We start from the raw sequence: 25,091 nt of genomic DNA on the forward strand, positions 1-25,091 counted from the left end.
ATAGCCAACGATCAAAGTTAGTGTTAAAAACACTGATAATAAAAGTGTTAGTAGAACGGTTGCTATGCTTCTAAGCATCGCAACCCAATTATTTATTTTAGAAAAACCTTTCATACCAGCAAAAAAAGTACCTATTGTTAAAACTAGTAAAAAAAATAAAGGGTGGATAGGTAGCGAATTCATAATAAACATTTTCGTTTCAGATGAGGCTATCGAACCAATTTCAAGATATAAGAGGAATAAACCAATGCAAATAAAAGAAAAAATAAAGGACCATAGATTGATGTTATGTTTCATTGCTTTCTCCTATGTAATTAAAATATTTACGTTTGATTTTACTGGAAAATTAAAGAAAAAGATAGCGATTATAAATCGAAATGAATTTTTTAACAAAATAATACTTTTAATAGAAAGTGAGGAATAACAATGGGACTAGGAAACCGCGGAATGGTATTTGAAATGCTTATCAATCTAGCGAACGAAATGTATCAAAGAGGGGGGAGTGGCGCTTATAAACAAGCGTCCGACTCCTGTGAAGGTGTTAAAAAGTAAAGGTGGCCGTGTACTAAATGGATTCTATGAAGCTAAAAGTACAGTTGACTATGAAGGTGTGTATAAGGGACGAGCTATCGCATTTGAAGCGAAGTCTACAGAGAAAGATACACGTTTTGATTTGAAGAACATTGCACAGCATCAATTGGATTACCTGGAGAAAGCGGAGAAGATGGGAGCAATATGTTTCTTCCTTATTGAGTTTAGCAAGGACAAGTCAGTATTCGTGGTACCACTATCAGTCATTCAATCTTATGTAAGGATGTCTCATCAACCTAAAGGCAAGAAGTCTATACCAAAAGCAGATTTTGATATTTATGGATATGTAGTAGAACAGACAGAGCGAGCACCAGTGGATTACTTGCAATACGTTGATGAAGCAGTAGTGTCAGTTATGTTTGATGGAATGATTCAGTTTGATCAGGATCATAAGAAAGTAGCAAATAACATTGAAACAGCAAAAGAGAAGATGGCCAACAGGAAACACAAATTATTAAAAGCTTAATGAATAATGGAACCATGCAGAGTAGATTGGTGGGGGCTACTTTACTAAGCATGTTTCCCTTATTCAATAAAGAGATAGTAAAATTTCACGTATCTTACGTGATGTTAAAAAGACAAATTCAAAAATAGGTGGATTCCTTCATGGAGAGACAATTAACTTTATTACCAGCTATCGATAGAGAGACAGAGAAACAAGTTCAGAAAGAAGTAGTGAAAATACTAAAGGAATACCGCACGTTGAAAACTCGTTTTGAAAATGAAGTGGAGCTAAAACACGAAGGAATCAGTTTGTTTCCGGAGATTAGAGACACGAGACATATTAGCAATATCAAGTTCAAGCAGATCGGTAAGGCTTTACAGTACGTTTTAGACTATGACGAGGCAGAAACCATCAAGAAAAAGTACTTAAACGCAGATAAACCGAAAGACAGCTTTATTTACACTGAATTATCGATGAAGAAAGATCACTTCTATTATAAGAAGAAAAATGCGATTCGATTGATCGCTACATCTTTAGGGATGATTTAATAATACAAAAAAAGCCAAATTAACAGTTTGTAATTAACTATCCATTTGGCTTTTTATGTTTTATTTTTTAGGCATCCATGTATGTCCGCAATTCATGCAACCATTAACAATATTTTTTCTACCAACAAATCCACTGAATAAAGTTATCGGTGGTCCTAGAAGTATAATAAGAAGACCAACAATTGCAGAAAGTCCAACAACTCCATCCATAGAATTTCGAGGAACTATAACATATAAAAAATTTGAAACTATTCCAATAGTTATAAGTGTACCTAACAGAAGAAACAGAATAAAAAACGCCCTTTTGAAATTATAACCACGCTTATTACCGACTATTTGATCTGATTTGCATTTCCTACAAACCACGCGCCTTGTTACTTTTTCTTGTTGTACAGTCATGTCTAACCATCCTTACTTGTATATAATTATAATATTTTAATTATATAATATTATTACCTGAACTGGATACAAATATTATTAAAAAAAGAAAAAATATAATAAATTGGAATGTTTATGTTTTTGAAAACTTCGACAAAATGTCGACAAAAATGGGGACTAAATAGGGAGAATTTTTATAATGAAATCAACGGTATTCTTAATGTACAACCCCTTTGACAACCACATATCGAAGAGGGTTAGTACACCTATAAGTGAAACGTTCTTATGCGAGAATGTCACGGTAACGTATACCGCATAGTAGGGCGGGCAAGGCGGTAAGAACCCTGGTGTAAATGTGCTGTGCCTGTATTAAAAGATATGGGTGTAGAAAAAGTCTATTTAGCGTTTGATGCGGATTTAGTAGAGAATCAAAAAGTAAGGAAAGCTCTTATAGACTTTGCGACAGAGTTAAAGCGAGTGGGTTATAACGTAATCATAGCTGCATGGAACCCAACGCAAGGTAAGGGGCTAGATGATACAATGCAAGCGGGATTTAAACCTGTATTTCAGAGATTGTGAAAGTTATAAAGTAGGTTGATATTTTCATAAATAGGTAGATTGAAAGAGATAGAGTTTTTAATTCTATCTTTTTCTTATATCCAATTAACTAAAAGAAGGGTAGAAGAGAATATGAATACATCTATGAAAAAAACCTAGTAAATTTACGAGTTGATTTTGCTTTCAAGCGCTTGTTTGGAGTAGAAGGAAACGAGGAGATACTCATTGGTTTTCTTAATGCGGTATTACAATCCTCTTTAGATGAGGAAATCATTTCTTTGCATTTGGATGATCCACATCTTCCAAGGGAACAAAAGGATGATAAATTGTCTATTTTAGATTTGCGAGCTACCCTTAATAGTGGTATAAAATTAAATATAGAGATACAGGTTCGCGACAAAAAAGACATGATCGAGCGATCTTTGTTCTACTGGGCTGGCATGTATTATTCTCAAATGACTCAGGGGATGAAGTATACAGAATTAAGACCAACTATTTGTATTAATATAGTGGATTTCATTCTGTTTCCAGGAGAAGAGGACTTTCATAATGTCGGTGTAGTCATGAACAAAAAATCGGTGCACATAATTTCAGAGAATATGCAATTGCACTTTCTTGAGATTCCAAAAGTAATTCGAGAATGGCAAGAAGATCGAATGGATCCATGGGAGGATATATTAGCACGTTGGCTATTATTATTTCCTGCTTATGAAGATGAGAAATTAACTACAATCCTGGAGGGAATCGCGATGGAAAAAGATCCAGTTTTGAAAAAGGCAATAGAGGACTGGGAGCGTCTAAGTAGTGATAAGGACTTTTTACGCTTATATGAAGCGAGAGAGAAGGCAATAAAAGATAGAATATCAGAGATAGAGACGGCAGAAGAAAAGGCCGCGGAAAAAGCAGCAAAAGAAGCAGCAAAAGAAGCTAGAATAGCAACTAAGATAGAGATGATTCACAATTTAATTAATGTTGGTGTACCTATAGAGAAAATAGCAGAAGCCACTGAATTAAGTGTGAAAGAGGTTAATAAGATTTTACAAAATAAATAGTAGAGGATAGTCGTGAAAGCAGGTAATTGCTTTATATATGCAATTACCTGCTTTTTTATTTTCTCCCATTGTAATTAATATTTCGAAGAGGATTTTAGTAAATAAAAATGTTGTTTAATTTGAGGAGAAAATTTTAAAAATAAATTTCTTTATTTCAAGATCATAATTTTCTCTTTTACAAATACTGTAAAACCGGCTGGGTCACCTTCTTCAATTAAATTCATCACTTCACGTTCGCCATCATGAAAAAAATGATTTTCTTTCCTGTTAATAATCCTTTTTCTACCTCTATCGAATCAATTTTGGCATAATTAAATACTCTAAACGTTTCACTTTCTAAATATTTTGTATAAAAACACATACGTTCATTTGTAGCGACCAATATCCCTTTTCTTTGACCACCCATACCAAATACTTGATATTGAAACATTCCATATAGGCTATTTTCAATAATTTCATTCTCATTAAGATATGATTGTACCAATGTCATAGCCGTATTTAAGTTTTTCATGAAAACTCCTCCTATATACTCTTTTTATTAACTATAAGGTTATTAAAATATTACTATTTTCATCATACAGGATTAAGGGAGTTAATTCCAATTAATACCACTTTTTTTAACAACTTTATTATTTGTGAACAAGGGAGAAGTTCGATTAATCAATGTATATTACTCCATAATATAATAAATAATTGTGTAATTTTTATATAGATATATGATTTGTAATACTGCAGTAAAATGGAGGTTATTATGGCAAAAGAAAAAAGAAGCTTATTATGTACATGTGTATACACTTAGAGACAAAAGTACAAAATCAGTAAAAATAAAACCATCGCGCTCCTTGAAAGAAGAAATGAATGTTTTAGCTCTTACGGACAGTGATATTTTATTAAGTCAAATAGTATGGTACGATCCTAACAAAGAGGATACAAAGAAATAAAGGTGTAAACAAGGACTTGTTTTTTAAATATCGTATTGCTATAATATAAACGTAATAAGATTTTACAATAAAATATAAAATTAATCAGTTCGCATATAAGAGAAGACCTCAATATGCGCCATGTCCTTAGGGGACGTGTGCGTGTATTGGGGTCTTTTTGCGTTTTGCGAGCAAAAACACCCGGAGGTGCAGGAATTATGTTGAATTGGTTGTCTGCAAAACTTATGACAACATCAGTAGGAGATTTCTTACTGGCAAAAAGTAGTTTTTCGAAAGGGCTTGGTGGTAATGGTGGTGGCGGCAATGCTGAAACCGTTCAAAAAAGCATGAACACTTTGGTGAAAACCTTAATTGGTTTTGGGGGAATTTGGGTAGCAGCTTGCGTTGTGTTTGCAGCTATTAAACTATCTGGAGCACAAGGGAAGAACCCTGAAAACCGTACACAAGCTATGATTGGTTTAGCTTGCGCGGCAATTGGAGGCTTTGTCATGATTAAAGCGTACGATATCGCTGCTTGGGTTACGACAATCTAACATAAGAGTTTGTACAAGCTCTCCTCGATGTGGGGAGAGCTTCTCTTATACAAGGGAGGAAAAAGAATGAGAAAAGTAACCGTTCCTGTTGATATGACTTCGGAACAAAAAACACTATTAGGTGTGCTGAGCAAACGCCAATTGATTTATCTATTGGGTGGCGGAGCATCCCTTTATTTATATGTACCATTTTTATGGCGACTATTTGCACCTATTGATGCGGTAGTAGCATTTTTTATTTGCTTAATTTTAGCACTACCAACGGTAATAGGTGTTATAGCGTTTGCTTTTATTTATAAAGAAAAACAACACATGTATCTAGATAGATTTTTACTTATCAAAATGCGTAGCCGCTCCGAAAAAGGCAAGTGGAGAAAAGGGTACGAGCCAACTACATGGGCAAAGGAGAATTTGTAAATGTTAGAAATGATATATTTTGCGGCGATAGCCATTGTAGGGTTTTTCTTTTATCGGAAAATGAATGGGAAACCGCTGTTTGGTTCTAAGAAAAAGGGGAAAAAGCAAGGTGGAATAGAGAAACATACTGCTGAAAAATCTGGAAAGAAAAACAAAAAGAATACGCCTGCTGAATCGGAAATTGATGAGGATAATGTTGATTTCTTTCGAGATTTTGTAGAAGACATTAAAGAAATTGATAATCATATGATTCGGTATCATGATGACACATTTGTCCTAATTGCGGAAGCGCATCCGGTTAACTATTACTTACTTTCCAATATGGAACAAGAAGCGATTGATATCAAAATTGAATCATGGTTAACCACATTAGAGTTTAATACGAAAGTATATATTCAAAGTAAGTTCGTAGATTTAACAGATCCTGTACGAAAAATGACAGAAACGATGAAAGGTGCGAAGGACCTTACACCAGAGACGGTTCTATATGGACAAGAAGTTATCGATAACTTAGAGTACTGGCAACGTTCGCAACCTCGATATGAACAAAAACGTTATTTAATTTACCCATACAAGGTTGATATTAGTACGATTACGGCTGATACAGAGGAAGAGTTGGAAGAAAAGATTGTGGATAAGGCGTTTAACGAATTATATCGCCGTTATAATGCTTCTCGAAATCTACTATCGAAAGCAAAAATTAATGTAGAAATGTTAACGAAAGATAAATTAATAGAACTTTTATATGTAGCGTTTAACCGTCGGAAAGCCGTAAAAGCTCGTTTCCAGGATTTAATTGAAAACGAGAATTTCTCGCTCTATTCAACAGGGGAAACAAATGAAAGAAAACTAGAGTTAATGAAGAAAGTGCTAGCAGAAGAAAAAGCAGAAAAATCAAATAATGGGGTGGCATAAACATGAAGTTATTCGGAAAAAAGAAAAAGGAAAAGAAAAAAGAAAAGAAAAAAGTAGAAGCCGAAGAGAAGGATGAATTGGAGCTAGAGGAGGAAGAGCTGGAAGAAGTACCGACGCAATTAGACAATCAAACAACAGTGTTTGATGTTATTGCGCCAGAAGGAATGAAAATTGACGCAGAAGATTATGGAGTTATTAAACAATCTTTAGGAAGTAATACGTTTTTCCGTCCATTTTATATTCCGCGTGATGGATACCCACGTATGATGCAAACCAATTGGCTCAACATGTTAACTTCGGCTGGAGAAGTGGATGTCATGATCGATATTCATAAAGAACCAAAAGCTAAAGCAATGCGATCATTAGATATGCAGTTGACGATGTTACGTTCGAATCTTTCTTTCCAACGTACACGAGGAAACATTGACCAAGAAAAAGACTTAGATGCAAAAATTCAAGATACAAACAATTTAATGGATGAAATCCAGTTCAATGAAAACGACTCCTATATGGTGAGTACGATGGCTGTTGCGTATGCCGAATCAAAGAAAGAATTAGACGTTTTATGTGAATATCTTGAAGATGAAATGCAAGCATCTCACTTTAAGATAGCGAGTACTTGGAACCGTGTGAAGAGTGGTTTGAAAGCGGTTATGCCATTAGGCGCACCAAATACCTTACAAGATACCTATCGAAATATCGATAGACGTGCTCTATGTACATTTGCACCCTTTGTATCAGGATCCGGGAGATTTAACGGTGGTATACCAATAGGAAAGAACAAAATTACTGGGCAAGTAGAATTTTTAAATTCATTCGGGAATGCAGATTATCGCCCGCCAAACTATAACATTGGTGTAACAGGGATCTCAGGTTCCGGAAAAAGTTTACTTTTAAAAATGAAGCTTGCTCGTGAAACGTCACTTGCAGATACGCATGCAATGATTATCGATCCAGAAGGAGAATTCGTAAAAATTACAAAACGTCTAGGTGGCATTAATTTAAATATTTCACCTGAAAGTAATATCATTATCAACCCTTGTGCAATCGCTGTAACAGAACTTCAGATTACGGATAAAGATGAAGAGCTAGAAGCACTTGAACAATATGATAAGAAAGAACTTGTAGAGCGTGATGGCGTGAAGTATGTAAGATTTGTACCGATTTTAGAGAAAATCAATGAAATACTAGGATTCTTTGACATTATTATTCGTGGGCAAGACTTTGATCAACCAGGATTAAATGTATTCCAACGTACGATGCTAGAAGATGCAATCCGTGAAGTGTTTGATAAACATGGTATTACTTCACATCCTTCTTCTTTATATACAGATGAAGTGAAGAAGGTGGATGGACAATTAATTCAGTCTCAAGTAAGAAAGCCAGAGCTGGAGTTAAAAGAAATCTACGATGTCATAGTAGAACATCATGGAGACGATGTGAAGGCAGAAGAGTTAATCGCTGCGATTCGTCCGTTCTTACGTGATGGTTCAAAACCATTATTTGATGGACAAAGTCATTTTGGTCGTGGTGTAGAAACACAATTAAATGAATCACGTGTTGTTAACTTTAACATTAGTCATTTAGAAGAAGGGTTCTTAAAACCAATCGCCTTCCACGTTATCTTGAACTATATCTGGGAGCATTGGATCAAGAGTCCAGAACACGCTATCAAACGAAAAGTACTGTATGTGGATGAGATGTGGCAGTTTATCGATTATGAACAAACGGTTAACTTCTTAGAAAAAGTAGCACGTCGTTCACGTAAAAGAAATGCTGGTATGTGTTGGGCGAGTCAGGACTTTGTTCGTATTTTAGAAAATGTGAAAGCGCGTGGTATCTTGCAATCTACTTTCTCTTATTTCTTCTTAGAACAAAATAAGATTGATAAGAAAAAGATCCAGGAGAACTTTAACTTAACTGCTGGGGAGCTTGATATTATTCTCAACAATCCAGGAAAAGGAGAAGGGATTTTCCGTGTCGGAGATAGTTCGGTTTGGATTCAAACAGATCCATCAGATAAAGAAATGATGTTTATTGAATCGAATGAAGCGGTACTTCAAGAGCTTCTAAACAATATGAAGAAAGTACAAGGGTACGCAGGATAGTAGCGTACCTTTGTAAAGGAAGGTGAAATTATGCTTGAGAAAATAATAGATTGGGTCGGTGGCCTTGTTATCCATATGGTAAAGGCCCTACTAGCGCCTATTTATGGATTTATGGATACTATTCCAGTTCTAGTCTTTGGTGGAGATAAATCTAATCTAGATTTTTTATATGCAAAGAATGCAGTTACGAATGTATTAGATACCGGTATGCCTGTCATGTTTAAACTTGTTGCTTTTTGTGTCCTCATCAGTGTAGTGATTACAGCAGCAAAATATTCAGCAACGACTCTGAATCCAAATAATCGCACGGCATTAATTGAATATGCAAAAGACTTAATGATTATCTCGATTTGCCTCTGGCATTTAGATTTCTTTTATAATTTTATTTTTGATCTAAATTCTTGGATTATATTAGAGTTTAAAGAGGCGTTAGGGAATTTTAACCCAGATCAGCAAATACCTCTATTAAAAAATGGACTGGCAGACAATAAGACGATTACAGAACTTTCAATGAAAGACCATAAAAATGATTATATGTTTATCATATTCGGACTATTTATTGAAGCTGGATTAATGATATGGGCAAACTTTTATTATTTAATGCGTGCTGTGACACTATATGTATTAATGTTACTAGGCCCTGTAATGGTAGGAATGTGGATGTTCCCACAAAAGAAACAACAGACGTTATATTGGATTCGTGAACTTATGGGTGCAGTATTAATTCAAGCGATTCACGCAATTACCCTATGGTTAGTCATTACACTTATTGGGGGTGCGCAAAATCCTATTATAAAATTAATATTACTTGCGATGTTTATCCCAGTTGGTGAAATCGTGAAAAGTTTTATTGGACTTAGCACCAATGCATCTGCGGGTATTCATAGAGCGGGTACGATGATGGGTATGGGTGCTTTAGCAAGTGTGGCTGGACTGGTTAAAGGTGTTCGTGATGACTACCGTAATTCAAAAGTAAAACCTGACGATAAAGGGGATAAAGAAAAGACAAAAGAAGATGCTGATAACCCGAAAGATGCATTAGGAGCGAATTTAGGGACAGATGTTGGTACAACATCTCGTGCAGCTCGTATGTTAAAAGCTGGTCAAATTGGAAGTTCAATTGGTAAAGCAGCGACAGGACTTGCAGGTATGGCAGCGGGAGCTGGTCTTGGACCGGGAGCGATGGTAGCAGGATCTCAAGTTGGAAGTGCATTAGGTAGTGCTCCAGGTGCAGTGGCTGGTAGAAGTGTTGCTGCAGTTGGTGAAGGGGCTGTAGCCTTAGGAAAACATATTGGTTCGAGTGTAAAGAAGGGTGCGGATACCTATTCAAATCTAAATGGCGAACCGTATCCGGAATTAACCGATGAAGATATCGCACAGGATTTAGCTACAAAAGACTTTGAAAATTGGAAAGCAGATAATCCTGATTCTGCAGTTGCAAGTCGTTTAAAACAAGCATTCCCTGGTGCTTCCGATGCAGAGATTGCTAAAAAAGTAGCGAAAACAAATAGTGATCAAATGTCTCGTTTCTCAAATCAGCGGAAACAAGATTTACAAAATATGAAGAAAACCGCTACACCATATGGTAACGCTAGAGACTTAGTTAACGCTGCAACGAATGCATTCCAAAAGGGATATGAGGGAGACCATAAAGATACGTTTATGAGTCAGTTACCAGAAAATATGTCAGCGGAAGAGAAAGAGAAACACTGGAACGACCATCTGAACACAAAAGTACAAGGATTTAGAAACCACGCAGAACAAGCGGCAACAAAAGCAGGAGCTATGCCAGTTGATGCGAAGGACAAACAAGGGAACAATCTGTTTGATAAGTCCTATGTGAATAAAGATGCGTTTGCTTCTCGGCTTGCATTAGGAAAAGTCGGAAAAGCAGTCGAGGATGTAAAAGGAGAAACGTTAGAAAGTGGCCATCAAAATATGGGACAAGTCGGTGCTCTTGTCGGTGCTTCTACTGCTGCATTTAAGAAAGCATATAGTGCAGACCATAAGGCAGGATTTATGAAACAATTCCCTGCAGATATGCCGCAACAAGAAAAAGAAGCCGCATGGAATAAGCATTTGGATCAAAAAGTACAAGGATTTCAAAATCATGCGCAACAAGCGGCGGAATCAGCTGGTATTGTACAGCAAAAAGACGGTATAAACTATGCGAATAAAAAAGCTTTCGCTTCTCATTTATCACAACAGTTACAAAAAAATCCTGGCTTAAATGCAATGGGGATATCCAGTACAGCAGGCATTCAGCAGGCAGTCACCGGTGTGAAAACGCACGGTTTGACAAGTGGAACAGGAAGTCAGCAAGCAAAACCAGTAAGTAATGTTGGGAACCTGGTACAAGCCTCTACAGAATCCTTTAAACAAGGCTATGCAGCAGAACAACAGGCAAGCTTTATGAAAAACTTGTCCCCAACTATGTCTCAACCACAAAAAGAGCAAGCTTGGCAGTCTCACCTGAATGAAAAAGGAAATGAATTTAAAGCAGTCGCACAACAAGCGGCAGTACAAGCGGGAGCGATGCCTGTACAGGCAAAAGATACGAGTGGTAAGAGTCTACATAATCAATCGTATATTAATAAAGATGCCTTTTCTTCGCAATTAACGAAAGGATTACAAAGCCATGCAAGTCTTGGAACGGTGAGTCAGCAAGTAGGTTCTGGAATTACTAGTGCGATTCAAGGTGTTCGTTCACATGGCGTTGCAACAGGTGGCGCAATCAATAAAGCTGTATATGCAGCGACACAAACGCAAGCGAGTATCGCACGTGCAGGAGATCTTTCCGTTGCGGAAATTGAACGCTCTTATGCAGATGCATCCACAAGTGTAGCGAACATTGCACAAAGTGCTGGGAAAATGTCTATCCCAACATCTGCAGTGGGACGTATGACGCAGCAAAGTACAAAACTTGGCATGAGTGTAATGGAAGGTACGAAACACCTTATGCTTGCGGATCGCATTGATACGGTATCAAATGCATACTTTAGTGCCGCGAGTGCTGTACAACAATCCGGAGGGAATGCAGTACAAAGAGTGATAAGTGGGACTACTGCTGCTGTTAATACATCATTAGGTGGGAATGCAGCAGAGCGTCATTATAATGTGACAAAAGGCTTAAGTTACGCCGCAGGTGTGATTGGTGGTGCAGGTGCTTATCAAGCGACTGCACGTATGGTAAGTAAACATAATCCGTATAACAGTGCAGTTCGTACAGAAGCAAAAGAGATTCAGGAAATTCAACAGATGGTACCGACGACAACAGATCATACAGGAGCGCAATCGGTTGTAAAAGGTGCAGTACGTCTTGTGACGACAAATAATAAATCTTGGATTGAAGCAAAAGATTCGAGTGGTATGACGCAAGTGGTATCTCGTTATGGTAGTGGAGATAGTAGTATACGCTCTGGACAAGTGGTATATCAGGACTTAAATATTTCAGACGGACAATTAACGCAGTATCGTAATGGTACGAAAGCATCTCCAGCCTATATACAAGATTCAAGTGGTAGCAAAATCAATATCAATCGCTCGATCAATGTAAATCCAAATCAATTAGTAGGAAACCAAAATCAAAGACCGTTACAACAGAAACCGGTATTTAATGAACCACCACTTACGGTAAATCACAAGGTAGACAATGGTCACTTCTATATGTCTGATTTAGACCAAGGTGGCTATAAGAATGTACAAATGGTTGTAGAAAGAGATCGCAGTTACATGGTTGCGACAACAACAGACGGTACAGTGTCACGTATTTCGCCATTCGGAAAAGGAGATACGCGTTTACAAGCAAACCAAAGGATTGAAAGAGCTTGTGAAGTGAAAGACAGTAGTATTAAGCCAAGAGAAGAAATGTTAGTAACACATACACAGGACGAAGTTGTTCGTACAGAGACACATCTGAATTTATCAGAACATGACCCGCAAAATCTGATTCCATTTGCGCCAAATCCTCGCTTAGCACAGCGAAGAGGAAGAAATTCTCAAAATGGAAAATATGGTGTGATTAGTCTATGAGTCAAAACCCTAACGATCCAAACGAACAGAAAAAAAGTAACCCTTTAAAAGATGTAGCTTCCCACTTTATTAAGAAAAAAGGGATGCAAGCGCGCGGGAAGCTGGCAAAATTGGCAGGAAAAGCAGGAAGGGCGGCAGCGAAAGCTGCTGCCAAAATGCTAAAAGCAGGTATATTAAAAATTGTGGGTGCTGTTGTGGCAGTGATTGGAGTACCTGCCGCTTTGATTATGGGAGTAATTATTGCTGTGTGTGTGATTTTAGTCTCTTTTGTACCTTTTACCGATGATGAAGATAAGACAGAGGAACAAGTAAAAAAATATATGGAAGTCTCAATGGCTCTGAATGTGGATTGGAAAGAGGTTGTCGCCTTTGACATGGCACGATATGATAATGATTTAACTGGTAAAGATCCGCATGATGCTATATCATATTTCTTGGATATCCAATATGAAGAATATACGGAAAAAGAGGTATGTGAGGCGGGACCGAATGGTCCTTGTGAAAAAAAGAAAAAAGAGATGCAAAAAACAAAATCTGAAAGTTACTCCGGACCAGATGTAAAAAAGATATTAGGAGATACAGATTTTAAGAAAAAAATAGATGAGATTAATGCAAGTGGAAGCAAAAAAGTGACAACATCTTCTCATGGGCTAGAGAAAGCTATGGAACTCGCAAAGTTTAGTAAAAGTCAAAAAGAGCGTGCGCGTGAGATATTAGAAGCCGGGATGTTAGAAGGAATGTATGGACATCTTGCTCCTACTACTGGTGGATTTATTGGTGGTATGTGTGTAGGTAATGTGAGTCCTGGCGGGGAGCCTGTTAACCTTAATGCAAAAGTTACAGGATACCTTCCTAAAATTAAAGAAATGGCAGAAAAACATGGTGTTGCTCAATATGTTGGTATTTTGGCTGCCCAAATGATGCAGGAATCAGGTGGAGCAGGAAATGACCCGATGCAGGCTTCAGAGGGGCAATATGGAGACATGAGCTCATCTTGTATAGGTGTAAAGGGAAATGCTCGTGTAGGGTGTATTAAAGATCCCAATATTTCTATAGAAGCAGGTGTACGGGAATTTAAAGATGTACTAGGAAAGGCCAATGGTGACATTGCTCTCGCCTTACAGTCTTACAATTTTGGTGAAGGTTTTATTAGTTATGCTTTAGCAAAGGGTGGCTATTCAGAAGAAACAGCTATTGAGTTCTCAAGAAGTAAGAATCATTTAAATCCAGATGGTTGTAAGGATCCGAATAACTTCAGGACAAAGGTTAATGCGTGCTATGGGGATTACGTGCGCCCATAAGGGAGCAAGGAAACACAGTGATTGCAAGCTGTTAGGTCAACCCTAAAAGACCTAGTATCACTTGGCTAACCTTGGAGGGAAACTGAAGGGGGACAACAGCATGCCAAGAAAGCCGTAAGTTGGCTAAACATCAAGTCAAGACTGAGCGGCAAGATATAAAGTATAGATAAGGATGAAGGCTAAACTGCTTGAATGATAGCACAAGGGAGGCCACCGTAACTAGTCTCGAAAGATGTTTATAAACGAGATTCAACAGATATCATAAAGATAGTGTGAGTCATCTTATATGAATAGGGTTATTTGTTGCCCACTTCTATATGGAAGAAACGTGTGAATGTCACATCCGACACTATACATGCAAATTCCTTGTTTACTAAATGGGGATTGTCTAAGTTAGAATGCCTGCGAGGCTATTGAGGATAACTTCAAGATGTAACAGTCAAGAAGTATGGCTCATGAATATCTAATATGACAACGGAGCCTTCGTAGTAGTCAGAGCTAGGGAAAGCCTAGTACAGGGCGAAGGAAGGCAGTCTGTTAGCTTATTACCAAATTGGGGAGGTGCGAAAGGCACTATGCAATGTCCAAAAATAGTACTAAGCAATCTGCGAACGAAGAGTCTTAATAAGGAATATCAATATACAAGACTTTATCGTAATTTATATAACCCAGATTTCTTTTTATTAGCATACGATAATCTAAGTAAAAATGATGGCGCATTAACAATAGGAGTAGACCAAAGGTCTATTGATGGTTTTTCTATGAAGGAAGTGGAAGGCTTGATAAGTGTTTTAAAAAGTAAAAGCTATCAACCATATCCATCTAGAAGAACCTATATTGAAAAGAAAAATGGCAAGAAAAGGCCATTAGGAATTCCTAGCTTTTATGATAAATTAGTCCAAGAAGTTATACGTATGATACTAGAAGCAATATACGATTCAAGCTTTTCTAGTTCATCACATGGATACCGAAAAGGCAAGGGATGCCATAGTGCGTTATTAGAGATAAAGCGCACATTTACAGGTAGTAAATGGTTTATCGAAGGAGATATTAAAGGATTTTTCGACAATATTGAACATCATACTCTAGTTACAATTCTTAAAAGAAGAATAAAGGATGAGGCGTTTATAGAGTTGATCTGGAAATTCTTACGGGCTGGATATTTAGAAGAATGGAAATTTCATAATACCTATAGTGGAGCACCTCAAGGTGGAATCATTAGTCCAATACTTTCTAATATTTATCTAAATGAATTAGATGCTTATATGAAAAAGTATCAAGATAGATTTGGATCAGGGAAAAAGCGACAAATAAATAAAGAGTATAGTAATTTACAGTATAAAGTACGGAAGATTCAAGAGAAAATCGATACTGCTTATCTAAATGGAGAAGTAACACGAATTACGGAACTAAAAGAACAACAAAAAGTTTTGAAAAGGAAGTTGTTACAAACACCTTATAATAATCCAATGGATGAAAATTATAGAAGGCTCAAATATGTAAGATATGCGGATGACTTTCTTATTGGAGTAATAGGTTCTAAAGAGGATGCAATTCTTATTAAAAATGAGATAGCTTCATTTTTGAAAGAAGAGCTAAAACTAGAATTATCTATGGAAAAGACTCTGATAACAAATGCCTTCAAGAAACACGCTAAATTTCTGGGATTTGAAATTAAAGTGTTTAAAAGTGAAGCAACACGCATTAACAGTCTTGGGAGAGCTTCTAGGGTTCTTAACGGTAAAATTCAATTAAAAATGCCACATGAGGCATGGATAAAGAAACTTCAAAAGTATCAAGCTATTAAAATGTGTGCCGATGGCACTTGGAAACCTCAGCCAAGAGGATATTTCCAACACAATGAAGATTTAGAGATTATCACGCAATATAATAGCGAAATTCGAGGGTTATATAATTACTATCGACTAGCTGAAAATGTGAGCAATCACATGCACCGCTTTGCATATTTCATGTATTACTCAATGTTAAAAACTTTTGCGTCAAAATACAGAACACGTACGAAACAAATTCGAAAGAAATACGAAAAGGACGGACAATTTACTGTACAGTATGAGACAAAGAAGGGAATGAATAAAGTTCATTTCATTGAAAGAAAGTTTCCAATGACAAGAAATTTATCGCTAGAAGGAAAAGACATTTTACCAAATACTCGGCATGTAATGAGTACGACTAAATTGTCAGATAGAATCAAGGCGGAAACATGTGAACTATGCGGAGCTAGCAATGTTGTGATACATATGCATCACATTAAGAGATTAAAGAATCTACGAGCAAAGTCAAATAAATCATATCTTGAACAACAAATGATAGCGAGAAATCGAAAGACTATCGCACTCTGTAAAGAGTGTCATATGAAAAGACACAAGGGCGAGATATAAAATGCAGAAGACAGATGGAGAGCCGGATACATTGAGAGATGTAAGTCCGGTTCGGGGAGGAACATTTGGAAACCTATCACAGGAATGTAATAAGGCGCTGGATGTTTACTCTACACTTACGTTTCCAAAGTTTTGAAATATTACAAGGATTTGGGGTGTGTTGCGGATGTATCTGGAGAATGGATTTCTGATAAAGGTTGGAAATGGCCAACGAAAAGCGGGCGTATTACAGGTACATTTGATGAAATTCATGCTAGCAAACCGCATAATGCTGTAGATATTGGGGCCATGACCGCCGGAAAACCAGGAGACCCCGTATGGTCGATGGAAGCTGGTATGGTTACGGATAAAACGGGAAATGTAAACAACGGTGGTTTAGGGGTCTATGTTGACCATGGAAATGGCGTTGTATCTCGTTACTTACATTTGAGTAAAATCTTAGTTGCACCAGGAACTATGGTAACAAAAGGACAGATTATAGGGGAAATGGGTGGTTCTAACTATGTTGGTGGTGTTCTTAATATGTTTGGATACGCTGTCCATTTAGATTTCCAAATTCGTATAAACGACCAACCAATGGATCCAATGAAATTCTTTAAGAAAAATGATGATCCAGGGTTATCATCAGGTGGCTCTCCTACAATGACAAATGCTAAACGACAAAAGGTACTGGAAGAAGCGAAAAAATGGCTTGGACAAGGGAAAGTGAGCTATGTATCCGGTGCTAGAAATCCAGCTGCAGGTAGTGCCGATTGTTCGGGATTTACACAATACGTGTTTAAAACCAGTATAGGTGTCCAACTAGGAGATTGGACAGGTGCTCAAATTGGACAGGGAAAACAGGTACCCGATATCGGTCGTGCACAGCCAGGGGACTTAATTTTCTATGAAAATCCGAACCATGTATCTATTTATTTAGGAAATCAGAAAATGATTCATATTGGTGATAATAAGGGTGTACAAATTACAGGTCTAAACTATACGGCGAGAGGACAACATATGACGCAAATCCGTAATGTTATAGACTGATTTGGGATGTGAAGAAATGAAGAAAGTCATGAATGTGTTAGCGAATCTGCCTCGTAAGTACTTAGTTATATTGGGAATTATAGTGTTAGTAGTAGGTGTTGCTACCTATAATACGATTCATCGTTACATGATGAAATCTCAAGTACAAGAGGAAGAGCAAGTAAATCAAGATGAAATCGAGATGCTTGGAGATAAGCCGAAGGGATTTGATACAAAAGAAGAGGAATATATCGCGAAGACAAAAACTGTAGAGGATTTACTACGAAAAATTTCTAATAGTAGTTATGATGTACCGTACTTGTTTACAAAGGCTGGATTTGGTATTGAACCAATGAAAATGACAAGTAATGAGCGTATGCTGGCTACAGAAGCTGTACAACGATACTTCCTAAATGGGGATCAGTTTTACAATGCGCGAATTACTAAAATTGACCGTGGGAAAAAAGTAGATACGTTTCATATTGAAGTTTTAATTCAACAGGTAAACTTCTTAGAACCACGACAATTTAAAGTGCAGGTAAATAAATATGCACAAATTGTAACACCAATTGCACAAATTCCACATGGACAAGAAGAAGTACCTGTGGATTAAGAAGGAAATGAGGGTTGTGGAAGAAAAAACACACCCCTTTTATAAAAAAATAAAGAGTACCTAAAAATATTTATTAAATATTCATAATTTTCTAGTGTAATAAAAACATAGTTAAATGAAATTTGCATATAACGCTAAAATGATATAGATATAGGGGAATACAAATGAGGATGTTAATTGGAACAGCTGCGAATTTTGTTTCGGGGTATTATATAGGAAGAAATTCTGGATTATTAGGAACGTTGCTTGGCTGGGCTTTTCTGTTGGGTGGTGGCTATCTGTTAATAGAAAATTGGGATAGTATTACAGTATGGATGCATAGTTTGAATATTGTACAAGGGCTAGATGGTTACGAAGACATGAGCAACGGCTTCATTTTTATCTGTTTGGTAGTAAATGGCTTTATTTTTATCTTGTTGTCCCCGATTTTTATTATTTTAATAATAGTTTGTTTCGTTTTAATGAATATTGTTGCTTGTACACTTGTGTTATTAACATCACCAAGTACGTATATAAAGAAGAAAAATAAGGAGAATGAGTGGGAATGAGTACAATTCTAGTTTTAGGTGGATCAAATGGAAGAACGCTAGAGAAGTTGGCCAAAAAAAGAGACTGCCAGGTTATTTTCCATGATGGGAAAAATCACGGAGGCGTAAAGAAAACCTTTCGAAGTGTTATAAAAAAATGCGATGTTATTGTCATTCAAAAAGGTGCATGTGGCCATGTATCTATTGATGTAGCAAAAGAGTATGCAAAGAAGTATGATGTCCCACTATTATTTAATCCGGGATTTGGTGGAACTGGTGCGCTTGAAATGGGATTAAAGCATTTGAAGGTTGCATGAGGTTTGATACATATCTGTGGAAGTGTAATTGTTAAATCAATATATACCATTAAAAAGGGTGGAGGAAGAAGTAACAGTTTAATCGAAAAGGAGGAATGAGGTGGAAGAAGAGTGTTATTGTAATGCAGAGGAAGCCGAAAAATGATTATAAAAAGAATATTGCATACCAAAATGCAACTAATATAATCCAACCAACTATTAGAGCGATATATTTTATAATTCTCAAGTTTTACTCCTTTTTGACTATAGATTACTTTATCTGTCAGAAGTTTATTGTTATTTTAAAATTCCATTAGAAATGAATATGAAAATGCGATATTTTGATTTTGAAATACTAATAAAAATTAAAAGGACCTGAAATGGACAACAGGCCCTTCTACAAAAGTGCATAAGAGGAAAACAATGACTATTTATATATTATCAATGAATGTAATTTAATTCTAGGTTCCAGATATTGAGAAATAAATATTAGAAATGCTGTTAGCATAGCGGATGTAAAAATCATAATGAAAGAAATATTCTTACCTTATGAACGGATATTTTTGGGGCAAGTAAAAAAGAGCGCTATTGAACAACGCTCTTTCTCGGAGTGTGTAGAGTTGATCGAATAAAGTAGGTGTATGTGTGTATTATCATCCCGCCCAGTATAGACTATGAATTTTTTTAAAAAAGGTTACGAAAAATACAAAAACACTTATAAAAGTATTTTTGTATTTATTGCTACTACAATCAGCAGTAGCGAGAACATAATGAAAGTGGAGGATGGAAAAAAAGAATATGAGTAGTGGTATTAGATATAAATCGGGTTTCGTCATTTTGATTTATTTTGTTATGACACAATTTGTAGGGATAATAGGTGTACAATTGTTAGCGAAGACAGGTTGGTATGATATCCAGGGAAACCAACAGCAAGCAATCCAACAACTTCTTGTGCATTGGGAACTAATTGGATTTTCACTTACATTAATAATCATTTTTCTTATATATAGTAAAGAACTAATGAATGATCCCAAGTTATCGATTAAATTATCAAGAAATTCATTTGTATGGATTTTAGTTGGGATCATAGTAGTATTTCTTGCGCAGATGGTTGGTAGTGTTTTAGATAAGAGTGTATTTCAGTTAACTACGCAATCAGCAAATACGTCTAGTACAGTCGTTGCTGCAGCAATATCTCCTGTGGCACTTGTTTCAATTGTTCTTCTTGCGCCTTTAGTAGAAGAGTTTGTTTTTCGTTATGCGGCCATAAACATTTTAATGTCTAAGTTTAAGCAAACTTGGAGCATACTAATAAGCTCATTGTTCTTTTCTATCATGCATTTTGATTTTCCATTTATTTTTGGATATTTTTTAATAGGACTTGTGCTTGCTGTAGTATATATGCGTACCAATAGGTTACTAGTATCATTTGTTGTTCATGCTAGTATGAACTTAATTGTTGTCATACTTCAGATTTCTTGATAAAAATGTTGTGCTTGCACACATGACATTGAAATAGGATGTTTTAAAAGAGGATACTATACTCAATAAAAGGTATAGCATCCTCTTTTTGTAAATTTACTATTTTTGATTTTTATGTGCTTTGCTTCCATAAAAGAAGATTACCAGATATCTGGAATCCATGTTTCATATAAAAATTAATTTGTTTGGCTTTATGTTGACTATCGTCACTAACCATATGACCGGTTACTTTGTCTACCTGAGATTCTACTGCTATTTGTAGTAAATGTTTCATTAATATGCTTCCTAACCCCAAGTTGCGTATTGGTTCTTCAATAAATATATCAGCAAGGTCTATAGTGGTTCTTGCCGATATATAATGTGCGTAAAGATATGGTTCGGGGAAAATGGTGCCTTTATTTGTAATTAATCGAAAGAGTGCTTTTATTATTTCTCAATAAATGAAATTACTTAATGTGGTAAAATAATACTTGGATGGGATTCCAATACATATTATTAAAATTAAAGTGGTTCAAGTCGGAGGAAGGCACCTTAGGGTGTCTTTTCTTTTGTATTTATAACTTTTTTGAAATTATTTGAAATATTATACAAAATAACATATCATTGTATAGTAATTAATTATAATTATGAAAATATTTAGGGGGATTTTTTTATGAAATTAGGAAAATTAGCATTAGCCGGCGCATTAGCATTAGGTGGTTTAGCAGGTTTTGCATCATTAGACGCAAAGCCAGCGGCAGCAGCTGAAAAAGTACAAGCAGCATCAACAACTTGGAGCGATCCAACTTCATTATTTGATTTAGCACAATTTGCTTGGGATTTCCCACATTACTTAGCAGATGATGTTCAATCTAGTTACAAGACAGGTGGCTTTTTCCAAGTTAAAATGGGTTGGTACAACGGAGTAGACGGTAATCCAATGAAGATTTATCGTGTTATGGATAATAACTCATTAGTTCGCTACAAAACTATGTATCCATTCCCAGCTCACAATGGCACAATTAATGAAGCTGTATGGTACGCTGATATCACATCAGCATACGAGCCAGGTAATTATATTGCTGTTGTTAATATCGACGGCAACTTCTATCAAAGCAAAATTTTTACTATCAACAAGTAATTCTTTACCGTCCTAAGCAAGAAAGCATAAACTGCTTACTCTCATCTTAGATACTACAGTGATGGTTTCATACATAAAATATAATTATCAAGTCGGAGGAAGGCACCTTAGGGTGTCTTTTCTTTTTCTCAATATAAGAGTTATAAATGCATGCTATAATTTTAATAGAAATTCCCTTTTGTGCAATGAGATAGAAATACCCAACCAACAACCCACTGTTACGGAAATTCAGTGGGCTTTTCTTTTGTTTTTACATTTGTTATAATTTCCTTAAAGGTATTTCAATGTTTCTGTACGTATATAATAAAAGAAGAGATGCTACTAACATCTCTTCAGGTAACTGCTACCGCAAGGTGAGTGGTTACTAAGATTTATTTTCTTCGTTTCTTAGAAGACCGCCCACGCTTTGCCGGCTGACGGGTGGTCTTCTTCTGTTTTTTAGAAGTAATTTTTTTAAATCCAAAAACTATAATCTCTCGGACAATAGTTTTGGATACTTCTAATAATATTTGAAAAAGAATGTCCATTCGGTCACCTCCTTTCCCTCTAAATAAGAGAAAGGATCGCAACCGCCCACCCTACAATATACAGTTGTTCTTATTCTATCATACTTGTATTAACTCACCAATATAAAATAACCCACCTATTTCCGTAGGTGAGTTCCATGTGATTTTGCACTTGTGCACAATTGATTATAACAGAAACTCCTGATCATCGTTATATCTCTACATCAAAAATTTCACGTACTATATCCAATGTATAAAACCAAATTCAGCAATAAGGCCTACTCTACCATCCATCCCCTTATTTATTCCTCTATCTTAATGAGTAGTTCCCCCAGGTCTTAAAAAATCTCGTATTTCCCATCGTTTCTTCGAATTTAATGTTGACTGAAGGTCTTGAGGGTTTTTATCATGTGGGAACGATTAAGGAAAACGGCTGGAAGGCAAATTTATCCCCTACTTGGGTAACTTTGCCCATCCCCCCAAAAAGGGGAATAAGTTTAATTCATAAGAAATTTAAACGTAATGTCAAAAAGTGTACTTTGTGACACAGCTAAAAATGTAGAATTTTTCATTTCAAAAATACAACTTATTTACATTTGACACATGTCGATACAGTTGGAGAAAATTTGAAACATATATTTTTAAGTGTAATCCAACTGCAAGTATACCAACCTTTTATCTATTAAAAAACTTTGCATCAGAACCTTATATATTATACCAATCCCACAAATGTTGTTTTTTTCTAAATAACACACAGAAAACAGTGAATATTCCGTTATTTATTTCTAAATTTTCTAAATGTTTACATAATTAATGTGGGAGAATATGCTTAAGTTGCATCAAAAAATAACAAAGAATAAAGGGGATGGATTTATGTTCAAAAAATTAGTAGTAGGCGCATTGGCAACCGGGATTGTATTAACTGGAGGAGCATCCACTTTTGCCGCGGATCAATTAATTCAAAGCGAACAAAAAATGTCTTCTGGTATCATTTATTTAGACAAAAGTAAATCAAATCAATTAATCCCTACGTTAGCTGAAAATTCAAGGTTAATCGCTACTGTAACTTCTGAGGCTCGCCCTCAAGGAGGACAAAAAAATCGTTCAAGCGGTAATTTTTCTGTTGAGAGTTTACCATCTGGAACATATGCATTGAGATGGACTGCACCACCAGGAATATATTTTAATGTGATGAGAGATGTATCAGGTGGTAAAGACCCTGTTGTATTTTCTAATGTTTCTGACGGAACAACAACATCCTATCCAACTTCTAGGTCTTATTATATTGCAAATCCATCAGGTGCATTTAGTGACTTTAATGTTAGTGTTTATGCTCTCTACAAATAAACGTACTACATCTATATTATCATTTCGTTAATTAATCCTTATACAAATTAGTTTACACATGAGGTGGATAAAAATGGGGAAAGCTATGAGAAAATATCTATTTATTTTTTTAACTGCTATTTTAGTTGCAACTAGTTTTAGTGTTAGCACTTTTGCAAAAGTTTTAGGTTCAGATATTAGAACACAGGTAACAAATACTGCATCTTATCCAAATAGTGCTATTGTTCATTTGGATGGGGTATTATCTAATACTGGTGAATATGGCTGTACAGGATGGATGGTAGGTCCCAAAACTTTAGTAACGGCTGCACATTGTGTTAATGGAGGTACAACATCAATGACCGTATCACCAGGTAAAAATGGAGGTAGTAATCCTTACGGAACAGCAAAAATAAGCCAAGTATATATCTCCCCAAACTATATTAATACTGAAAATCCGGGTGATGATTGGGCGGTTATAAATATTAATCGAAATTTAGGAGATCAAACAAGTTGGTTTGGATATAACTCAGGATTACCTAATGGTAGCATTACTGTCACAGGATACCCAGGTGATAAAAGTTATGGTCAAATGTGGACAGGTGTAGGTTCAATTGAATGGTCAACTGGTAATATAGCATATCATAATGTAGATACGTTTGGAGGACAAAGCGGTGCTCCAGTATACGATTATAGAAGAGAGGTATATGCTATCCATGTTGGGTATGATGGAAACTATAATAAAAACCGAGCTGCACGAATAACTTCAGAGGTTATTAATGCAATTGAAACTATGAAAAGACAATAGAGAATTCTATTTAAAAAGCAGATGTCCCCTGATTAATGTCCAGGTGAGCATCTGCTTTTTTTAAAGTTAACCATAATTTATTAAAAGGCTCAATGAGTTATAGTTTAAACAGATTCAAATAGTTGTAAATGCATATTATTAAGATGAAAGTCTTATAATTTACCTTTATTCCATACCTCATTTACCCTCTAATAGGGTAAATGAATCTAAAGAGTAGAATAAAAGAAAGTAAAAAATTTTCATGTAATATAAATAAAACAAAATCCTTATAAATTATTTATGGAAGTGGAGGATTATTCCATTCATTTCTTTTCCATGGAGCATCCCTTGGATCACCATTTTCATTAGAATTCAATTTATACTCTGGATCACCATAATAAAAAATATCTGGCTTATTTAAAAATGGTATTGTTTCTTTTAAAGAGTCGTTACTATATATAACCCATGGCTGAATGGAATTATCTCCCTCATCTAAACGACCATTATTTTTAGAGATTTCCCCGCTATAACGAATTTGCACACCATCTTCTAATTTCCACTTCATTGCATGTGAACCACCATCTACACCAATCAGAGGATGACCATCATCCTTAGGAACATCTGACCACGATTTCATTTTATAACTATTGTGGTTAGATATAAGTAAATGCGTAGGTTCTCCATTTTTTAAATAAACAAAATACTTTTCCCAATCATGTTCATGATCATTTATCCAATCATTATCTGCATAATATAGCCAATACTCATATATTTCATAATCCCCTTTTGTAACACTATGAAAATATACAGCAGGCCTTTGATCATTGGGTCCTCTATTTTGCCAACCTGTTGAACCAATTCCTGATACAGATTCCCCAATCTTAAATCTAATTAAATTTTCTTTATTGTGCTCTATATTTTCATCATAAGATTGAAATCTAAAAGCTTGTGGGAAATTTTGTTCTCCTGAATCAGCCCAATCTGTTCCGTCAAATTGTAAGGTCGGCAAAAACTTTGAAGGATCTTGACTTACATTTAAAGAGGTTTTCCCAATAGTTTCGGCCGATGTTACTATAGATCCACTTGCCAATATTACTAAAGAACTAAATACACTTAAATATGTTTTCTTATTCATAATAAGACCCCCATTTTTAAAAAAGGATTTTAAGAACTTTAACATTAGAGTAAGCAGTAAATATCATATAATG

22 protein-coding genes and 4 pseudogenes are annotated in these 25,091 nt (G+C 35.8%); 20 read left to right on the plus strand and 6 right to left on the minus strand.

The window, feature by feature from the left end; genetic code table 11:
- On the minus strand, positions 1-297 hold a 297-nt coding region (locus MR167_RS07670; RefSeq protein WP_242314296.1), incomplete at its 3' end, for a hypothetical protein.
- Between the two features lie 129 nt (positions 298-426).
- Between MR167_RS07670 and MR167_RS07675 the strand changes: the two are divergent.
- Both MR167_RS07675 and MR167_RS07680 read left to right on the plus strand, forming a co-directional pair.
- Positions 427-1,057 (plus strand): annotated as a pseudogene (locus MR167_RS07675) (Holliday junction resolvase RecU).
- A 140-nt stretch (positions 1,058-1,197) separates the two neighbouring features.
- A complete protein-coding gene (locus MR167_RS07680; protein WP_043939374.1) occupies positions 1,198-1,584 on the plus strand; it encodes an ArpU family phage packaging/lysis transcriptional regulator in 387 nt (128 codons plus the stop codon).
- A 60-nt stretch (positions 1,585-1,644) separates the two neighbouring features.
- On the opposite strand, the gene MR167_RS07685 is transcribed toward MR167_RS07680, so the two are convergent.
- The gene (locus MR167_RS07685; RefSeq protein ID WP_016083187.1) at positions 1,645-1,983 is read right to left on the minus strand and encodes a hypothetical protein; all 339 of its coding nucleotides are present in this window, start codon (positions 1,981-1,983) and stop codon (positions 1,645-1,647) included.
- 330 nt (positions 1,984-2,313) lie between these two features.
- Here MR167_RS07685 and MR167_RS07690 point away from each other — a divergent pair.
- Positions 2,314-2,541: pseudogene (locus MR167_RS07690) on the plus strand (DUF3854 domain-containing protein); the annotation flags it as partial.
- A 170-nt stretch (positions 2,542-2,711) separates the two neighbouring features.
- The gene (locus MR167_RS07695) at positions 2,712-3,572 is read left to right on the plus strand and encodes an Rpn family recombination-promoting nuclease/putative transposase (RefSeq protein ID WP_255786799.1); all 861 of its coding nucleotides are present in this window, start codon (positions 2,712-2,714) and stop codon (positions 3,570-3,572) included.
- A 223-nt stretch (positions 3,573-3,795) separates the two neighbouring features.
- Here MR167_RS07695 and MR167_RS07700 read toward each other — a convergent pair whose 3' ends face one another.
- Positions 3,796-4,083: a PH domain-containing protein gene (locus MR167_RS07700; RefSeq protein ID WP_228527592.1), complete on the minus strand. Its 288-nt coding sequence runs from the start codon at positions 4,081-4,083 to the stop codon at positions 3,796-3,798.
- A 205-nt stretch (positions 4,084-4,288) separates the two neighbouring features.
- Between MR167_RS07700 and MR167_RS07705 the strand changes: the two genes are divergently transcribed.
- The 13 genes and pseudogenes from MR167_RS07705 to MR167_RS07765 all read left to right on the plus strand — a co-directional run bounded on the left by MR167_RS07705 (position 4,289) and on the right by MR167_RS07765 (position 20,144).
- Positions 4,289-4,513 (plus strand): hypothetical protein, encoded by a 225-nt coding sequence (locus MR167_RS07705; RefSeq protein WP_053512473.1) that lies wholly within the window; start codon positions 4,289-4,291, stop codon positions 4,511-4,513.
- A 113-nt stretch (positions 4,514-4,626) separates the two neighbouring features.
- Complete coding sequence (locus MR167_RS07710; protein ID WP_044798332.1) at positions 4,627-5,046, plus strand: hypothetical protein; 420 nt, start codon at positions 4,627-4,629, stop codon at positions 5,044-5,046.
- 66 nt (positions 5,047-5,112) lie between these two features.
- On the plus strand, positions 5,113-5,463 hold the full coding sequence (locus MR167_RS07715; RefSeq protein ID WP_021728120.1) for a PrgI family protein: 351 nt from the start codon (positions 5,113-5,115) through the stop codon (positions 5,461-5,463).
- Positions 5,464-6,378 (plus strand): hypothetical protein, encoded by a 915-nt coding sequence (locus MR167_RS07720; RefSeq protein WP_000891999.1) that lies wholly within the window; start codon positions 5,464-5,466, stop codon positions 6,376-6,378.
- Between the two features lie 2 nt (positions 6,379-6,380).
- Complete coding sequence (locus tag MR167_RS07725) at positions 6,381-8,486, plus strand: VirB4 family type IV secretion system protein (RefSeq protein ID WP_242314298.1); 2,106 nt, start codon at positions 6,381-6,383, stop codon at positions 8,484-8,486.
- A gap of 30 nt (positions 8,487-8,516) precedes the next feature.
- Positions 8,517-12,518, plus strand: a complete 4,002-nt coding sequence (locus tag MR167_RS07730; protein ID WP_242314299.1) for a type IV secretion system protein — start codon at positions 8,517-8,519, stop codon at positions 12,516-12,518.
- Positions 12,515-13,807: pseudogene (locus tag MR167_RS07735) on the plus strand (lysozyme family protein); the annotation flags it as partial. The gene MR167_RS07730 and the pseudogene MR167_RS07735, both read left to right, overlap by 4 nt.
- 587 nt (positions 13,808-14,394) lie before the next feature.
- Positions 14,395-16,218, plus strand: a complete 1,824-nt coding sequence (locus MR167_RS07740) for a reverse transcriptase/maturase family protein (RefSeq protein WP_242314301.1) — start codon at positions 14,395-14,397, stop codon at positions 16,216-16,218.
- A 111-nt stretch (positions 16,219-16,329) separates the two neighbouring features.
- Positions 16,330-17,247, plus strand: a pseudogene (locus MR167_RS07745) (NlpC/P60 family protein); the annotation flags it as partial.
- Positions 17,248-17,263: 16 nt separating this feature from the next.
- The gene (locus MR167_RS07750; protein ID WP_033699716.1) at positions 17,264-17,839 is read left to right on the plus strand and encodes a hypothetical protein; all 576 of its coding nucleotides are present in this window, start codon (positions 17,264-17,266) and stop codon (positions 17,837-17,839) included.
- A gap of 164 nt (positions 17,840-18,003) precedes the next feature.
- On the plus strand, positions 18,004-18,387 hold the full coding sequence (locus MR167_RS07755; protein WP_242314303.1) for a hypothetical protein: 384 nt from the start codon (positions 18,004-18,006) through the stop codon (positions 18,385-18,387).
- On the plus strand, positions 18,384-18,683 hold the full coding sequence (locus MR167_RS07760) for a DUF2325 domain-containing protein (protein ID WP_021728160.1): 300 nt from the start codon (positions 18,384-18,386) through the stop codon (positions 18,681-18,683). The genes MR167_RS07755 and MR167_RS07760 overlap by 4 nt, the downstream gene beginning before the upstream one ends.
- Before the next feature lie 777 nt (positions 18,684-19,460).
- Positions 19,461-20,144, plus strand: coding sequence for a CPBP family intramembrane glutamic endopeptidase (locus MR167_RS07765; protein WP_242314339.1), 684 nt, complete (start codon positions 19,461-19,463; stop codon positions 20,142-20,144).
- Positions 20,145-20,256: 112 nt separating this feature from the next.
- Here the strand turns inward: MR167_RS07765 and MR167_RS07770 are convergent, their stop codons facing one another.
- Entirely contained in the window at positions 20,257-20,574 is a 318-nt protein-coding gene (locus MR167_RS07770) for a GNAT family N-acetyltransferase (RefSeq protein ID WP_346657768.1), read from the minus strand.
- Positions 20,575-20,796: 222 nt separating this feature from the next.
- On the opposite strand from MR167_RS07770, the gene MR167_RS07775 reads away from it, so the two are divergent.
- Positions 20,797-21,264: a DUF5065 family protein gene (locus MR167_RS07775; RefSeq protein WP_074790833.1), complete on the plus strand. Its 468-nt coding sequence runs from the start codon at positions 20,797-20,799 to the stop codon at positions 21,262-21,264.
- Positions 21,265-21,635: 371 nt separating this feature from the next.
- On the opposite strand, the gene MR167_RS07780 is transcribed toward MR167_RS07775, so the two are convergent.
- Complete coding sequence (locus tag MR167_RS07780; RefSeq protein ID WP_242314307.1) at positions 21,636-21,791, minus strand: hypothetical protein; 156 nt, start codon at positions 21,789-21,791, stop codon at positions 21,636-21,638.
- A gap of 813 nt (positions 21,792-22,604) precedes the next feature.
- Between MR167_RS07780 and MR167_RS07785 the strand changes: the two genes are divergently transcribed.
- Both MR167_RS07785 and MR167_RS07790 read left to right on the plus strand, forming a co-directional pair.
- Positions 22,605-23,117, plus strand: coding sequence for a hypothetical protein (locus tag MR167_RS07785; RefSeq protein WP_229145194.1), 513 nt, complete (start codon positions 22,605-22,607; stop codon positions 23,115-23,117).
- A gap of 73 nt (positions 23,118-23,190) precedes the next feature.
- Positions 23,191-23,904, plus strand: a complete 714-nt coding sequence (locus MR167_RS07790) for a trypsin-like serine peptidase (RefSeq protein ID WP_046956915.1) — start codon at positions 23,191-23,193, stop codon at positions 23,902-23,904.
- Positions 23,905-24,181: 277 nt separating this feature from the next.
- On the opposite strand, the gene MR167_RS07795 is transcribed toward MR167_RS07790, so the two are convergent.
- Positions 24,182-25,018: an NPP1 family protein gene (locus tag MR167_RS07795; RefSeq protein WP_193674346.1), complete on the minus strand. Its 837-nt coding sequence runs from the start codon at positions 25,016-25,018 to the stop codon at positions 24,182-24,184.
- Positions 25,019-25,091 lie beyond the last annotated feature (73 nt).

The sequence above is a fragment of the Bacillus cereus group sp. BfR-BA-01355 genome (genome assembly GCF_022663675.1).
Taxonomy (GTDB): domain Bacteria; phylum Bacillota; class Bacilli; order Bacillales; family Bacillaceae_G; genus Bacillus_A; species Bacillus_A thuringiensis_S.